Source organism: Bradyrhizobium sp. Ken51, assembly GCF_055807435.1.
The window spans coordinates 30,868-45,707 of the sequence record NZ_JBVVPB010000044.1 but is presented as its reverse complement, the minus strand read 5'-3'; the positions used below and the strand labels follow the sequence as shown (position 1 = coordinate 45,707).

Annotated in this window: 14 protein-coding genes; 3 read left to right on the top strand and 11 right to left on the bottom strand. The window is 63.7% G+C overall.

Annotated elements, in window-relative coordinates; all coding sequences use genetic code 11:
* The first annotated feature begins 550 nt into the window (after positions 1 to 550).
* Genes AC0L27_RS37360 through AC0L27_RS37350 form a run of 3 tightly spaced genes read left to right on the top strand, consistent with a single transcriptional unit; the run spans position 551 to position 3,053 of the window.
* A complete protein-coding gene (locus AC0L27_RS37360) occupies positions 551 to 745 on the top strand; it encodes a hypothetical protein (RefSeq protein ID WP_275169475.1) in 195 nt (64 codons plus the stop codon).
* A 22-nt stretch (positions 746 to 767) separates the two neighbouring features.
* Entirely contained in the window at positions 768 to 1,169 is a 402-nt protein-coding gene (locus AC0L27_RS37355; RefSeq protein WP_473322740.1) for a hypothetical protein, read from the top strand.
* Positions 1,170 to 1,226: 57 nt separating this feature from the next.
* Positions 1,227 to 3,053, top strand: coding sequence for an SDR family oxidoreductase (locus tag AC0L27_RS37350; RefSeq protein WP_354204858.1), 1,827 nt, complete (start codon positions 1,227 to 1,229; stop codon positions 3,051 to 3,053).
* Here AC0L27_RS37350 and AC0L27_RS37345 read toward each other — a convergent pair.
* The 11 genes from AC0L27_RS37345 to coxB all read right to left on the bottom strand — a co-directional run bounded on the left by AC0L27_RS37345 (position 3,013) and on the right by coxB (position 14,817).
* Entirely contained in the window at positions 3,013 to 5,412 is a 2,400-nt protein-coding gene (locus AC0L27_RS37345) for a glucose/quinate/shikimate family membrane-bound PQQ-dependent dehydrogenase (RefSeq protein WP_473322736.1), read from the bottom strand. The genes AC0L27_RS37350 and AC0L27_RS37345 overlap by 41 nt on opposite strands.
* 5 nt (positions 5,413 to 5,417) lie before the next feature.
* Positions 5,418 to 5,786: a c-type cytochrome gene (locus AC0L27_RS37340; RefSeq protein ID WP_354204862.1), complete on the bottom strand. Its 369-nt coding sequence runs from the start codon at positions 5,784 to 5,786 to the stop codon at positions 5,418 to 5,420.
* Positions 5,787 to 5,805: 19 nt separating this feature from the next.
* Positions 5,806 to 6,441, bottom strand: coding sequence for a c-type cytochrome (locus AC0L27_RS37335; RefSeq protein ID WP_354205509.1), 636 nt, complete (start codon positions 6,439 to 6,441; stop codon positions 5,806 to 5,808).
* Positions 6,441 to 7,280, bottom strand: a complete 840-nt coding sequence (locus AC0L27_RS37330) for a substrate-binding domain-containing protein (protein WP_275169470.1) — start codon at positions 7,278 to 7,280, stop codon at positions 6,441 to 6,443. The genes AC0L27_RS37335 and AC0L27_RS37330 overlap by 1 nt, the downstream gene beginning before the upstream one ends.
* A complete protein-coding gene (locus tag AC0L27_RS37325) occupies positions 7,264 to 9,099 on the bottom strand; it encodes a methanol/ethanol family PQQ-dependent dehydrogenase (RefSeq protein WP_275169469.1) in 1,836 nt (611 codons plus the stop codon). Before AC0L27_RS37325 ends, AC0L27_RS37330 begins: the two co-directional genes overlap by 17 nt.
* A gap of 111 nt (positions 9,100 to 9,210) precedes the next feature.
* Positions 9,211 to 10,002, bottom strand: a complete 792-nt coding sequence (locus AC0L27_RS37320) for a GlcG/HbpS family heme-binding protein (protein ID WP_275169468.1) — start codon at positions 10,000 to 10,002, stop codon at positions 9,211 to 9,213.
* Positions 10,003 to 10,060: 58 nt separating this feature from the next.
* Positions 10,061 to 10,999, bottom strand: a complete 939-nt coding sequence (locus AC0L27_RS37315; protein ID WP_354204867.1) for a cytochrome c oxidase assembly protein — start codon at positions 10,997 to 10,999, stop codon at positions 10,061 to 10,063.
* The gene (locus tag AC0L27_RS37310; protein WP_354059975.1) at positions 10,987 to 11,340 is read right to left on the bottom strand and encodes a hypothetical protein; all 354 of its coding nucleotides are present in this window, start codon (positions 11,338 to 11,340) and stop codon (positions 10,987 to 10,989) included. Before AC0L27_RS37310 ends, AC0L27_RS37315 begins: the two co-directional genes overlap by 13 nt.
* A complete protein-coding gene (locus AC0L27_RS37305; RefSeq protein WP_354204869.1) occupies positions 11,337 to 11,936 on the bottom strand; it encodes a cytochrome c oxidase subunit 3 in 600 nt (199 codons plus the stop codon). Before AC0L27_RS37305 ends, AC0L27_RS37310 begins: the two co-directional genes overlap by 4 nt.
* The gene (gene ctaD / locus AC0L27_RS37300; protein ID WP_275169464.1) at positions 11,933 to 13,846 is read right to left on the bottom strand and encodes a cytochrome c oxidase subunit I; all 1,914 of its coding nucleotides are present in this window, start codon (positions 13,844 to 13,846) and stop codon (positions 11,933 to 11,935) included. The genes AC0L27_RS37305 and ctaD overlap by 4 nt, the downstream gene beginning before the upstream one ends.
* Positions 13,843 to 14,817, bottom strand: coding sequence for a cytochrome c oxidase subunit II (coxB, locus tag AC0L27_RS37295; RefSeq protein ID WP_275169463.1), 975 nt, complete (start codon positions 14,815 to 14,817; stop codon positions 13,843 to 13,845). Before coxB ends, ctaD begins: the two co-directional genes overlap by 4 nt.
* Between the last annotated feature and the right edge of the window lie 23 nt (positions 14,818 to 14,840).

Genomic DNA, 14,840 nt, shown 5'->3' with positions numbered 1-14,840 from the left:
CCGTCCAACCATCGCGCAGGGAAGGCCGAGTGATTGGCTACACCTGTATGCTGCTGTGCGGTTTCCTTGCGCTACATTTTCGCGCAGCGGACCGCGGGTGCCAGCCGGCACCCGGCCTTCCCTGTGCCCTCTTGGCTTTGAGGGTGGAGTGACCAGGCAAAGCTCGGGCGAAATGCGCCGCGAGAACGAGAACTCATGTCCACTGTTGGAAAGGTCGCTCTATCATTTGCCACGTGATTCCTTTTGGGAAAGCGGTTCGTTCTGCGGCTCTTGGAGATGGCCGCTTTCGTTCGGCATCCAAGGCTGTCGACCGGGGTCCGAGAATGGAAGCATCGCCATGTGCTTTTGCGATCGCATCCACCAAGCGTTTCCCTCTCCAACTGACCAAGCTGCTGCTGATGGCGCCATACCGCTCGTGGATCGCCCAGCAGCCGGAGACCCCGCCAAAGGCGACGGGGTGGCCAAGCCAGCAAATTTTCAGATCATTAACAATGTTGAATCACAGGCCGGAGCGGTTGCCCTACCGTGAACCTTTCCGCTGGGGCTTTCCATGATCGATACCGCGACCAAGGCGTTGTTGCGCACCGTTCTCGACGAGGTGTGTGAAGGTGTTCCACGCTGTGAGATTGGCGCCCGGACCCGCGTCGCATCGAAGCTTCTGGAGACTGCAAGCAGGGGTGACATCTGTGCGGATCGCCTCAAACAGGCGGCCCGCAATGCCCTCTCTGAAATCCCGACGATGTGACGATGGTCATGTGGGGGCGGGGGTGAATTTCCACGTGACGGTCCTCAAGATCCTGGTGAGCTACCCGGATGGGTTCGCCGCAATGGAGGATCTCAAGCGGGATATGGCCATTCTGGCGACCAGCGGTCGCGACTGGACGGAGCGTACCCGGCGGCTGGGCGCGCGGGTGCCCGGCCTGGACATCTTTTCGCAAGGGCTGATCGACCGGACAAATGGCGGGTGGCGCATCACGGCCAAGGGCCGCGCGGTGCTCGATCTGATGGAAGCTCGTCCGGACCAAGCCCCTATTGCGGCCGAACAACGCCACTCAGAGCCGGAGCTTGCCCCGGCAATCTCGCGGCACATTCCGGCGGAGAGGGTCCGAGGACGACTCGCGGCGCGCCGTCGCCGACGCAATGCCCGCAAGCAGGCTTGGGCTTCCTAGCGAGGAACGAGCGTCGCTCCCGAAGCTTGAGCAAACGCCTTGTGATGGAAGACGCTCATGCAAAGTTCCGACGCCACCTTGTCGACCGCCCGTCTGTCGCGCGCGACGGACGATATCTGGGTCGTGGACGACGCCCCGATCAGCGCCGCCGGTCTGAAACTCCCGGTGCGCATGACCGTCATTCGGCTGTCGAACGGCGATCTCGTGCTGCATTCGCCGGTGAGATATTCGCCGGCCCTCCGCGGTGAGCTGGAGCGGCTTGGGACGATAAGGTACTTGCTCGCGCCGAATATCGCGCACTGGATGTTCCTGTCCGACTGGCAGAAGGAGCTGCCACAGGTGACGATTTTCGCGGCGCGGGGCCTTTCGGCGCGCAGGCAAGTTCGAGCAGCACGCATCCGCATCGACCGCGAGCTCGGAGACACGACGCCTGAGGAATGGAGGGCCGACCTCGAAGCCGTCTCGGTGAACGCTCCGATGTTCTCCGAGATCGAGCTGTTCGACAAGCGCAGCCGGACACTGATCCTGACGGATCTCGTGCAAAATCTCGATCCCAATGATCTCAGCGCGCCAAACGAGGCCGCGGCGAACCTCCTCGGCATTTCCAAGCCGAACGGCACGGCGCCGGTCTATCTGCGGCTGCTGCTGCGCCTCGGCGGCCGTTCCGCGCGATCCGCAGCGGAGCGGCTCGTACGGCTATCTCCGGAGCGGGTGATCTTCGCGCATGGCGACTGGTTCGAAACGCATGGGGTCGAGCGCCTCCGGCGATCCCTGCACTGGCTGCTTCCGGCGAGCGGCTCCGGATCTGAGCCGCGGCAAATGACTGGCACGCGCGTCGTCATAACCGGCGCTTCCAGCGGAATCGGGCGTGCTGCGGCGCTGGCCTTCGCGGGCAAGGGCGCAAGCGTGGTCCTGGCGGCACGCCGTGCTGAAGTCCTGACGAGCCTCGCCGCAGAATGCCAGGCGCTCGGAGGCCGCGCGTTGGCGATCGCGACCGATGTCACCGATGCCGAGGCGGTGCAGCGACTGGCCCGGGAGGCCGACGACGCGTTCGGTGGCATCGACGTCTGGATCAACAACGCCGGCACGGGCGTTTTCGGGGCCTATCAGGATGCGGATATCGCGCTTCATCGCCGAACGATCGAGGTCAATCTCCTCGGCACGATGCATGGCGCTTTCGCGGTGCTTCCGATCTTCCTGCGCCAGAACCGCGGTATTCTGATCAACAACATCTCGCTCGGCGGCTGGGCGCCGACGCCCTTTGCTGCGGCCTATACGGCCAGCAAGTTCGGCCTACGCGGCTTCACCGCGAGCCTGCGTCAGGAGCTCAGGGCTCACCGCAACATTCATGTCTGCGGCGTCTTCCCGGCCATGGTCGACACGCCGGGCTTCGTCCACGGCGCCAATATGTCCGGCCGAACGCTCGATCCCGGTCCGCTGCTGTATCAGTCGGAGGACGTTGCCGAGACGTTCGTGAGCCTCGTTCGCGCACCCCGAGACGAGGTCGCCGTGGGCTGGCCGGCTCGTGCCGGCCAGATTGCCTATGCGATGGCTCCGCAGATCACCGAGAACATCGTGGGAGCTGCCTTCCGCTACCTGCTGTCGCGCGCGCACCCCGCAAAGAGCAGCGAGGGCACCATGATCGAAGCTGGTCCGCAGGGCACGTCGATCGACGGCGGTTGGCTGTCGCGCAAGCAACTCCCACCTGCCGGGGTCATCAGTCAGGGGCTCGCGGCGCTGGGACTAGCTGCGGGCGTGGCTCTCCTGGCTTCAGCAGTTGCGCGTCGCGCCGGCAGACCGGGACAAGGCGTGGGCAAGTACAAGCAAGTCCTGCCGAGGCAGATCACGGCAGCGCGTAGGCCCGCACGTAATCGCCGAGTTTAGTTCCGAACGAGCCGTGGCCGCCGTCGACCGTTACAACGTATTGCTTGCCGCCGGCCTCATAGGTCATCGGCGTCGACTGGCCGCCGGTAGGAAGGCGGTCCTGCCAAAGCTGTCGGCCATCGCGAACGTCAAACGCGCGGATGTAGTCGTCCATCGTTCCCGTGATGAAGATAATGCCGCCCGCGGTGACGATCGGACCGCCCAGCATGGGAACGCCGAGCTTGAATGGCAGCGGCAGCGGGGCCTGATCGCGGATCGTGCCGATGCGATGCTGCCAGACCACCTTGTGCGTTTTGAGATCGATCGCTGCGATATTGCCCCATGGCGGGGCAAGGCAGGGGATGCCGAGCGGCGAGAGAAAAATGCCGAGGTCGACGCCGTAGGGCGCGCCGTACATCGGCTGCACGCCGAGCTCGGTTCCCGGCGGATGCGCCGCATTCGGCGCGGCCGGATTGTCCTTCCCGCGCGGCACCAGGCGCGAGACGAAGGGAATCGATTGAGGGTTTGCGATCGCGATCTGGCGCTGCGGATCGACGGCAATGCCGCCCCATTCGAACATGCCGAAGTCTCCGGGAAACACCAGCGTGCCTTGTTCAGACGGCGGAGTGAACGGCCCCTCATAGCGCAGGCGCTTGAACTTGATCCGGCAGGCGAGCTGGTCGAACATCGTGCTGCCCCACATCTGCGCGTCCGTCAGCATGCCGGAGGGGCGGAAACTCAATTCCGAAAAAGGTTGGGTTGGCGACAGCCGGTCTCCCTTCGCGGCGCCCTGAGGCACCGGCTTCTCCGGTGCGGGCACCAACTGACGTCCGTCGCGGCGGTCGAGCACGAAGATGTCGCCGGTCTTTGCCGGGATGTAGATCGCAGGCGTGACGCCGCCGTTGGAGCGCAAATCGACCAGACTGGGCTGCGACGGCATATCCATGTCCCAGAGATCGTGGTGTACGTTCTGGAACGACCAACGCAGTTTTCCGGTCGAGACATCGAGCGCAATCAATGCCGAATCGTAGCGCTCGTTTTCGCGCGAACGGCCGCCGCCCCAGATATCCGGAGAACTCGAGCCGAGCGGCACGTAGACGAGTCCGAGCTTCTCGTCGACCGCCGAAATGCTCCACGAATTGGGTGAGCCGGCCGTGAAATGATGCGAGGCGGAGGGCATTTCGTTCGGATCGGAATTGCCGGCATCGAACGCCCAGATCAACCGTCCCGAATAGATATCGAAGCCGCGGATCACGCCCGACGGGACGCGATCGGAATAGTTGTCGATCACCGCTCCGCCGACGATCAGCACCTTGTCCGTGACCACGGGCGGCGAAGTGCCCTCGTAGAAGCCGAGTGTCTGGATCTCGCTGCCTTGCTTGAGATCGATCTGTCCCTGGTTGCCAAAACTCTGGCAAGGCACACCGCTCTGGGCATCGAGCGCGAACATCCGCCCGTCGTTGGTTGGGACGAAGATGCGTCCCGCACAATCGTTCAGGGCCGGCGCGCCGTTGGCAGTGACCGCGCCGGGCCTGGTCGCGTGATAGGACACGCCGCGGCAGGTCATGTGCTGGAACGCCTTGTTGTGCTGGACCTGCGGATCGAACTTCCAGCGCAGTTTTCCGGTCGCAGCTTCGAGCGCGAACACGATCTGGTGCGGCGAGCAAGTGTAGAGCAGATCACCCACCTTGAGCGGCGTTGCCTGGTTGGTGATCTCGTCGGGATCATCAGGGCCCTTGTGGTCGCCGGTGCGGAATTCCCAGGCGAGCTTGAGGTCCTTGACGTTGTCCTTGGTGATCTGGCTCAGCGACGAGAAGCGCGTACCGAAGCCGCTGCCGCCGTAGGCTGTCCAGTTCTCGCCGGCGTCAGGCCGGGTCGGCTCGGACCAGGCAACAGCGCCTGTCGTTTCGATCTCCGGTATCGTGCCGGCGATATCATGCCGGTCCCTCGCCAGAGAAACGCCGAGCACGACGACGGCTACGATCAGCACGAGGCCGAGCGCCCAACGTGCGGTCCGCATGCGCGGTGCCAGTCGACGCACAATGAAGGGCAACAGCAGCCAGACGCCGAGTGGTGCCAATACGTCGCCCCGCGGGGCGAGCGACCAGAAATCGAATCCGGCTTCCCAGATCGCCCACGCCATCGTCCCGCCCAGCAGCGCCGCATAAATCCAGAGCGCCTCGGCACGACGGCGCGCGAGCAGCCAGCTCGTGAGCAGAAGCATGATGCCCGCGATTAGATAGTAGATGGAGCCACCGAGGGCCGCGAGCCAGGCGCCGCCGGCGAGGAGGCCCAGTCCCATGATAGCGACGACCACGACGGTGACGGCCAGCAATGGCGCCTCACGGAACCAATTCGTCGAACGGTGTGTCGGTGTCATGATGGTCACTTCAGCGTGTAGAGAAACGCCGCGATGTCCCGCGCGTCCTTCTGCGGGATGCCCATTCGCGGCATGGCATTGCCCGGCAACGCCCGCTGTGGATCCTCGATCCAGTCAGCCATGTTGTCCGGCGAATTGTGGATGTAGCCGGCGATGTAGGTCCGCGTGCCGATCCGATGCAAGGGGGGGCCGACGTTACCGTCTGCACCGGCAATGCCGGGAATATCGTGACAGCCGCCGCACTGGTACTGCTTCACGAGGTCGGCGCCACGACGCGCGTCGCCCACGAAGTTGTCCGGGCCCGCAGCGTTGCAGGCGGCGCCTGTCGTAGCCAGCAGCGCGGTGACTAGCAATCTCGTGATCGGATTCACCATTGCTGCTCCGCTCGGCCGATCAGGGCTTCTGGCCGAAATTGAAAGACTTGGTGGCAGACCAGGGATCGGTCGTGGAGACCTGCTCGCTCGGGACCTGCTCGACCTCGGGCGACGGCAGATTGGCCGAAAAGGTGCGGCCCCATTGGTGGCTCGGCTCGTTGCTGATCTTGCCGATATAGGTGACCAGGTCCCAGATCACGCTGTCGGGCAGCACGCCGCCCCAGGCCGGCATTCCGTTTGGCCGCCCCTGGTAGATCGACAGAAAGATGTTCTCGGGCTGCGAGCCGTAAATAAAGATGTTGTTGCTCAGCGCCGGCCCCATGCCGCCACCGCCATTGGGCGCGTGGCAGCCGACGCAGTTGAAGTTGACATAGTAGGTCATCCCACGCTGCTGCGCGTTGGGATCGCCTTGCACTGGATTCTTGATTTGCGGCGGGTCCGGCTGCGCGCCGGGATGGAGGTGACTGACCGGAATCTGCATGAAGACGCCGGGGCTGCCATTGCCAACATTGCCACCGAAATTCGGGCGCGGGGACAGCGTCGGCATCTGCGCCTCCTGCGACTGCGGCAGGGTCTGCTGGGCGATTGCCGCGCCGTTCGGCACGGTCGCCAGCAGCAACGACAGGGCGCTCGCGCGCAGCACTGGAGCAGACATCATTCGTGTCCTCCCGATACCGGAGTCGGTTCGTCCACCAGCGGAACGCCGTAACTGCGCAGCAGTGACGCGATCTCAGTCCCGTGCTCGTCGATGAATGCATTGAGTCGGTCGCGCAAAACGTCGTCGCCTTTGCGCACCCCCATCGCGATGGCGAACCGGAATTGCTGAGATGGAAAGCGTTCGTAATCCCGGATCGGCGTGACCGTCAGGGGGACGGGAGAGCGCTGGGCGAAATATCCGCCGAGCGGCCCCCATGCTGCGGCGACATCGATCTTGCCGCTTTCGACCGCTTCGATCAGGCGTGCCGGCGGATCGGGTTGGCGATAATCACCGTAGATGGAGTAGCCGCGGAGGTTGTCGACGATGCCTTGGTCGCCGAGCGCCTGCGCGGGCGGCGGATTGTTGCCGTCATCGCCGATCAGATGCACGCCGATCACGAGGTGATGCAAGCGCGGGTCGAGCAGGGACGAAAGCTCGAGGTGCTGGTCCTGCCGTGTGACGAACACGTAGCTCGAGCGATAATAGGGCCTGGTCGTCTCGACGAGTTCATAGCCGGACGGCACGCCCATGACGACGTCGCATCTGCCGGCTTTCAGTGTGTTGCGGATGAAGCCGCGGCGCTGCGCCCACCAGGTGTAGGAGACCTGCTGGCCGAAATGCTCAGCCACCATGGCCGCGAGCCTGTTTTCGAATCCTGCTTCGGCACTGTTCGAGAACGGCAGATTGTTGGGATCGGCACAGACGCGAAGCTCACCCTCCGACGCTGCCGCTGCCGTTGTCGCGAGCGCGAAGAGAATGCCAAACGATATGCGGGGACGCCTATTTAGAGGGCGCATGGCTGGTGTCCTCACCATTTGCGCCGCCGAGTTTGAAGACCAGCAGCTCGCTCCCACCGGCGGTGTAGAACGGCAAATCCTGCGTCGCGCCGGTAAAGCCAAGGGCGCCGTTGCGCACCCGCGGATCGACCTCGGCATTGGCGACCACCCCCGGCCAGCCGCCGACGCCCGACAGGATCGCGATGTATTGCTGTCCGTCGGAGCCGCGATAGGAGATCGGCTGGCCGATGAACCCGGATCCAGCGCGGAATTGCCAGAGCACGCGTCCATCCTTGGCATCCACCACTTTGAAGAGCCTATCCATGGTGCCGTAGAACGCGACGTCGCCAGCCGTCACCAGCGCGCCGCTCCAGACCGGCAGCTTCTCGTGAATCTCCCAGACCTTCTTGCGCGCGATCGGATCCCACGCCATGAACTCGCCGCGATAGCCGCCGGGGCCGGCATACATGTCGACGTCTGCGCCGACATAGGGCGTCCCGGCGATGTAGCCGACTTGAGAAGCCTTGAAGCTCATGCAGAGATGCTGATGCGGAACGTAGAGAAGTTTTGTGCGCGGTGACCACGCGCTCGGCTGCCAATCCTTGGCGCCGGGCGCGCTCGGGCAGATGTTCTCGACTGTCTTGCCGACAAGCGGAGTCTTCTCCTCGTTCGGGATGATCTTGCCTGTCTTCAGATCGACGCCCTTGTAGCTGTTAACGAAATCATACGCGTCCGCCGAAATCACTTCACCGGTGGCGCGATCCATCACGTACATGTAGCCGTTGCGGCCGGGGTGGATCAGCACCTTGCGCGGCTGTCCATTCAGTTCGAGGTCGACGAGCACGTTCTCATTGATCTCGTCGTGATCGAACAGATCGTGCGGGTTGACCTGGTAGGCCCATTTCGCCTGGCCTGTGTCTGGATTTCGCGCGAAGATCGACGCGCTCCAGAGATTATCACCGCTGCGCTGGTTCGCGTTCCAGGGACTTGGATTGGCCGTGCCGTAATAGATCAGGTTCAGATCGGGATCGTAAGAGATCCAGCCCCAAACCGTGCCGCCACCGACCTGCCAGCGGTCGGCGGGCCAGCTCTTCACGCCGAGATCCTGGCCTTTGAGATTGTCGTAGAACGGCTTGAAATCGTCGCCGATCAGCACGTCCTTATCGGGCCCTGTTGAATAAGCGCGCCAGGCGATGGCGCCGGTGGTCTCGTCGAGTGCGGTGACCCAGCCGCGCACGCCCAGTTCGCCGCCGCTGTTGCCGACGAGAATTTTGCCTTTCACCACGATGGGAGCCATCGTGATGGTTTCGCCCTTGTTGATCTCGCCGAGCTTCGTGTGCCAAAGCTCTTTGCCGGACTTGGCGTCGATCGCGACGGTGTGGTTATCGAGCGTGTTGAGGAAAACCTTGCCATTGTCGAAGGCCAGTCCGCGATTGACGACGTCGCAGCAGGCAACGCCCGCGGCCGCGGGCTCCGGCTTCGGCGCGTAGGACCATTTCAATTCGCCTGTCGTGGCATCAAGCGCAAATACACGATTGGGGTAGGGTCCTGCATAGGGGCCGACCACATACATGGTGCCGTCCACCACGAGCGGCGCCGCCTCCTGGCCTCGATCGGCGCCCACCGAGAACGTCCATGCAAGCTGGAGGCGCGAAGCGTTGGACGTGTTGATCTGATCAAGGTCGCTATATCTGGTGTTGGCGTAGTCGCGCGCCGCCATCGGCCATTGGCCTGGATCCTTCATGCGGCTGGCCAGATCGGTCTGTGCCGAGGCGGATGACAGCAACGCGCAGGACGCGCACACCACGCTCACCAACTGCGTGAAGCTACGCACTAACATATGTAAAGATCTCCACGGCAGTGACGAGGCCGTGCGCCGTTGCAGGCCGGTTTACGGACGTACAAACGTTCCGCCTTTCCTTGGTTCCAAAATGCGGCGAGCGACGAAGCACTATCTCACGACATTGCCCGAAACGCCGGCGCCGAGATCTACCGCGATCTGATCCTCTTTGCCGTTGCACTTGGGATGACCGAATCCCGACGGGCTTTTGCCGTCAGGTCCGATGTCATAGATGATCGCGTCCTTCATGTTCGGGCTTACTCCGGCGGGCACCCGGTCGAGCCCGAGCTGGTGGCGCACGCGCCAGGCGACGTTGTGATCGGCGCAGGAACTGTCACCGCTCACACCCAGCGCACCGGCCACGCCGTTGCCGTCATAGAGCGCCAGCCCGCCTCCGAACACGATGGTGCCGCCGATCGGCTTGCCCACCATCGGATCCTGGGCCGTGCCGAAGCTGTCCGGAGATCCGGCGTACAAGGCTTCCGGGGACGGCGGGTTGCCGAGCGCCGCGCCGAACAGGAATCCGCCGGGCTGCGCACCGGCATAGAGATTGGCCGTCGCCATGGCCTTGTCCTTCAGGCTGAATGCATTCGCCGTATTGGCCTTCTCGGCTGCGATGGCCCGGCTGCCAAGCCACTGATCATCGGCCTCACTGCCGCTATAGGCGACGGCGCAGACGACACCCTGTCGATTGACGACGGCAGCCCATTCGTTGTTGTCGAGACCTCCGTTGCTCGGGCCGCCGCCCGGCTTGACACTCTTCTTGAGGATATCGGCGAGCTTGTCATGGTCGACCGGGCACGACATCCCTGGCCGGGGTGGGTCCTGCGCGTTCAAGGTTGCAGGCATCAAGAATGCCGCGGTGAAGATAGCCGTTGCCGCCATGACGGATCGTTTTTCCATGTGGCCTCCGTGGAGTGTCGCAGTCGACAGGCGAACGTCCGAACAGAAGTTGCGGTTCCTATGCGGCATCGCTCAGCCCGGATGTTGAAGAGAGCGGCAGGTGGGAATGGCCGCCGTTCGCAGTCAGCCACCGATGAGCGAAAAACAACGCCGCGCCGGTATAGAGTATTCCCATGGGCACCCACATCAGGATGCCGGCGAGCTGCTGATCCTCCAGTGCCGAGAGGCCGAATTCGCCAGCGAGGGCGCCCTGGCCCGGGATCCACAGCCGCGGCGACACCGTCAGCAGAGCCCCGAGCACACCCGAATGTAAAATCGTGATGAAGAGACACGCGACAGCGATGCCGTCACGAATTCGGGTGCTACGGCCCTGACCGCGGCCATGAAGCAGCACCCACCAGAACAACAGCGCGGTCGCGAAAAAGCTGATGTGCTGGAGACGATGGATCGCCGTATTCTCTAGCGCCCATGCATATAGCGGCGGTGCATGCCAGATCCAGAGCGCCGCACCGTGCAGGATGGTCGCGCTCATGGGGTGGCTTACAAAACGCCACGGCCACGCCAATATCGGCAGATTGAGCATGCGACCCGCCGCCGGGCGAAGCCGGGCCGGCAGGCTCCACAGCATCGGCCCATTGATCCGGGCGAACGCCATCAGCGGTGCCGCGACCACCATGAGCAGTTCGTGCTCGACCATGTGCGCGGTGAACAGACGCTCGCCGAGCCAGTGCAGTGGCGAGGTCACCGCGAGCGCGGCCACCAGCCATCCGGTCCAGAATGCCGCCACCTGGCGGAAGCTGACGCCACGGCCGCCGCCCGCATGGTGCCAGAGCCGCTGCGTTCCGACATAGAAGGCGATAGCGACGGCATACAGCGGGGCCATGAGCCAGGGATCGTAGCTCCACAGCGAGCCGGGATCGACCTCCGATAGTCCGTGCGCGGCGGCCGGTGCCGCGAGCAGCGCGAGCAGCAGTGCTGCGAAGCTCAGCGCAGGCATGGGCTGATCATGAGCGAGGCGGCGAACTGGTTCGCAATCACCAACGCAAACAGCACGCCGGAGCCGACGCCGAGCCAGGCCATGAACGTTCGTGGCCCGCCGCCTTGCGCATCCGTCCATTCAGCCCCAGCGCCGCGTTGAACGGCGCGGGCTGAAATGACAGTGCCTGCGAGAGCGACGATAGCTAGAACCGCACTCATGATCGCGCCACTGATCCTGGTCTGTTCGCAGGAGAAGTGCGCGAGCACGTAGACGCCCTGCAAATTGATACCCCAAGCGATGGGTCCGAGCGCAACGCCGGCCCAGTAAAGCAGTCTGGAATGTCGATCGGCTGCGGTCATAGGCGTGGCACCCAATCGAGCAAGACGTAGAGCGGCAGCCAGGCGAGCACGACGAAGTTCCAGTAGAACACGTTGTCGGTCACATCGCTGAACCGGCGCGGTTTCGCATGGCGCGTGAACATCAACACCGCCAGCACGACGGTGTCGCCGAGATCGGTGGCAAGGTGAGTCGTGTGCAGCCCCAGAATGAGCCATACGATCGAGCCGTAGGCTGAATTGTCCCATCGGGTGTTGAGATGCGCGAATTCGAAGCCGCGCAGCACCAGCAGAGCGATGCCGATCAGGGCCATCACGATCAGGCCGATCCGCACCTTCGCGAGATCCTGCCGGTGTGCGGCGCGGTTCGTGAACTCGTTGGGAATGATGCTCAACACATAGATCACCGTCTCGACCGTCCCCGGCCAGAGATCCGGCGGGGAGGCTCCGATCGGCCAGCTCGGGTTGACTGCGTAGAGATAAAGGTAGGCGCCGATGGCAACGGCAAAGCCCATGCCTTCGAGGGCCATGAAACCCATGGCGCCCCACCAGGGGCCACTGCGCGGGCCGTAGCCGTAAGTCGGCAGGTCCGAGACGTCGCGGACGATAGCCTGTCTCACTCCTCGTCCTCCTTGCTGCCGGTCGGCCAGAACCAGCCGATCAAAGTCACGGCCATCGGCGGCGTGCCCCAGAGCACCGCCCAGGGCGTGAAGATCGAGCCGATGAAGAAGATCGTCGTCGCGATCGCCGCGAGCAGTGGCCAGATGCTCGGCTCGGGCGATGCCTCGCGGATCTGCGGCTCCGCTTCCGCCAGCGAGGTCAGCAGGACTTCGCGCCGCTCTGCACTCAGGCCCGCGACCACGGGCAGGCTCTCGCTATCGGCCCACAGCGGATCGCGGTGCTTGACGACCGGAATGCGGTCGAAGTTCTGCGGCGGAGGTGGCGACGAGGTCGCCCATTCCAGCGTCGAGGCATCCCAGGGATTGTCGCCTGCGAGCTCGCCCTTGCGCAGGCTGTAGATCACATTGACCAGAAGCAACGCGAAGCTGAGCGCGAAAATCAGCGCACCGCCGCTGGACAAGAGGTTCAGGTGCGCCCAATCCATGTCGGCCGTGTAGGTGTAGACCCGGCGCGGCATCCCAATCAGCCCGAGGATGTGCATGGGAAAGAACGCGACGTTGAAGCCGATGAAGGCGAGCCAGAAGTTCCAGCGCCCAAGTCTTTCGCTCAGCATGCGGCCCGCGATCTTGGGAAACCAGTAGTAGACCGCGCCGATCAGCGGGAAAACAGCGCCGCCGATAAGGACATAATGGAAGTGGGCCACGACGAAATAAGTGTCGTGCACCTGGGTATCGATCGGGACCGAGGCGACCATGACGCCGGACAATCCGCCGAGCACAAAGATCACGATGAAGCCGATCACGAACAACAGCGGCGTCCGGTAGACCGGACGTCCGTCCCAGAGCGTTGCCAGCCAGCAGAAGATCTGCAGTCCACTCGGCACCGCGATCAGCATGCTGGAGGCGGTGAACAGGGCCGCGCCGAGTTGGGGCAGGCCCGTGACGAACATGTGGTGGACCCAGAGGCCGAACGACAGGAAGCCGGTCGCGATCAGGGAGAGGATCACGACGGGATAGCCGATCACCGGCCGCCGCGCGAACGTCGCGAGGATCGCCGAGACCATCCCCGTGCCCGGGATGAAAATGATGTAGACCTCGGGATGGCCGAAGAACCAGAACAGGTGCTGCCAGAGCAGGGGATGTCCACCCGATGAGGAATCGTAGAAGCGGGTATTGACGAGCCGATCCAGGATCAGTGACGTCGATGCAACCATGATCGATGGCATGGCGAACATCACCAGGAAGGCCGTCACCAGCATGGCCCAGACGAACAGGGGAATGCGGTCGAGCGTCATGCCGGGCGCGCGGAGCTTGAACACGGTGACGACGATCTCGACGGCGACTGCGAGCGCCGCGACCTCGGTAAAGGTGATCATCTGCGCCCAGACGTCGGCGCGCTTCGTCGGTGTGAACTGCAGGCTGGAGAGGGGAACGTAGGAAAACCAGCCGACATCGGGGCCGACATTGAACAGGAAGGAGATCCACAGGAAGCAGCCGCCGAACAGAAACATCCAATAGCTGAAGGCGTTCAGCCGCGGAAAGGCGATGTTCCGCGTGCCGACCATCAAGGGCACCAGATAGACGGCGAACGCCTCCATGACGGGCACAGCGAACAGGAACATCATCGTCGAGCCGTGCATCGTGAAGACCTGATTGTACTTGTCGGCGGAGAGAAACGTCTTCTCCGGCCCGGCAAGCTGAACGCGCATCAGGACCGCAAGGATGCCGCCGAGGAGCAGGAATACGAACGCCGTGACGATGTAACGGCGGCCGACCACCTTGTGGTCGACTGCCATCAGCGCGCCCATCCACCCGGACGGCGTGCGCCACACCCGCTCGAGCTGCGTCGAAAGCTGCAGGCCGTTCAGGACGTCATCCCGCAAATCATTTGGTTCAGCGGCGATGCTCACTTGAGCTGCTCCAGATAATGAATGATCGCGATCAGCTCATCCGATTGCAGCGGCATCTTCGGCATGAGATTGCCGGGCTTGATGTGCTGGGGATCGGCGATCCAGGCGCCGAGCGTCGCGGGAGTATTCGGCAGCGTCCCCGCCGCGATGGTCGTGCGGCTGCCGATATGCGTGAGATCCGGGCCGAGCTGCCCGCCGGCCAGCGTGCCGCTGATGTTGTGGCACAAGGCGCATCCGCGTCCCCGGAACAGAGCCTCGCCCTGTTTGCCGAGCTGATCCGCGGGGCTGTTCGCGCTCTGGTTTTCATGGTCACGCCAGCGGCCGAACTCGTCGGGAGACATCGCGATCACCGCGAACGCCATGTGGGCGTGCTGGATCCCGCAGAACTCGGCGCATTGTCCGCGATAGACGCCGGCATTCTTCGCCGTGAATTGCAGCTCGTTCTTCTGCCCGGGGATCAAGTCCATCTTGCCGGTCAGGCTGGGCACCCAGAAGCTGTGGATCACATCGGCGGATTCAAGCTCGACCTTCACGGGCTGGCCGGTAGGGATCCGGATCTCGTTGGCGGTCACGAAACTCTGGTGCGGACTGTCGGCCTCGTAGCGGACCTCCCACCACCATTGGTGGCCGATGATCTTGAGCGTGTGGGCTTTCTCGTCCTTGACGAAGACGGTGCGCTGACCGGCATAGCTGACAAGGGAGAGGCCGAGCACGATGACGGTGGTTGCAATCCCGAGCGCGAGGATGACGCGCCCGGAGCGTTCCTCAAACGCCTGGTGAAGATCGAGCGGCCGATCGGCCGAACGCTTCCGCCGCAACATTCCGATGCCCAGGACGATCACGACAGCGGTCCAGACCATCGCTGCCACGGCGAGAAAGATGAACAGCGTGTGCAAGATCTGACCGGATTGCGGCCCTTGAGGGTCAAGCGCCGACTGCCGGCCCGCGCACGCAGCAAGCGGCCAGGTCATGCACAACACCAGAACCCTTCGCA

Coding starts and splice junctions, on each gene's coding strand:
- AC0L27_RS37335 (WP_354205509.1), bottom strand. CDS start 6,441: ATGTCTGCTCCAGTGCTGCGCGCGAGCGCCCTGTCGTTGCTGCTGGCG.
- AC0L27_RS37320 (WP_275169468.1), bottom strand. CDS start 10,002: ATGGAAAAACGATCCGTCATGGCGGCAACGGCTATCTTCACCGCGGCA.
- AC0L27_RS37325 (WP_275169469.1), bottom strand. CDS start 9,099: ATGTTAGTGCGTAGCTTCACGCAGTTGGTGAGCGTGGTGTGCGCGTCC.
- AC0L27_RS37360 (WP_275169475.1), top strand. CDS start 551: ATGATCGATACCGCGACCAAGGCGTTGTTGCGCACCGTTCTCGACGAG.
- AC0L27_RS37345 (WP_473322736.1), bottom strand. CDS start 5,412: ATGACACCGACACACCGTTCGACGAATTGGTTCCGTGAGGCGCCATTG.
- AC0L27_RS37340 (WP_354204862.1), bottom strand. CDS start 5,786: ATGGTGAATCCGATCACGAGATTGCTAGTCACCGCGCTGCTGGCTACG.
- AC0L27_RS37310 (WP_354059975.1), bottom strand. CDS start 11,340: ATGACCGCAGCCGATCGACATTCCAGACTGCTTTACTGGGCCGGCGTT.
- coxB (WP_275169463.1), bottom strand. CDS start 14,817: ATGACCTGGCCGCTTGCTGCGTGCGCGGGCCGGCAGTCGGCGCTTGAC.
- AC0L27_RS37350 (WP_354204858.1), top strand. CDS start 1,227: ATGCAAAGTTCCGACGCCACCTTGTCGACCGCCCGTCTGTCGCGCGCG.
- AC0L27_RS37315 (WP_354204867.1), bottom strand. CDS start 10,999: ATGCCTGCGCTGAGCTTCGCAGCACTGCTGCTCGCGCTGCTCGCGGCA.
- AC0L27_RS37330 (WP_275169470.1), bottom strand. CDS start 7,280: ATGCGCCCTCTAAATAGGCGTCCCCGCATATCGTTTGGCATTCTCTTC.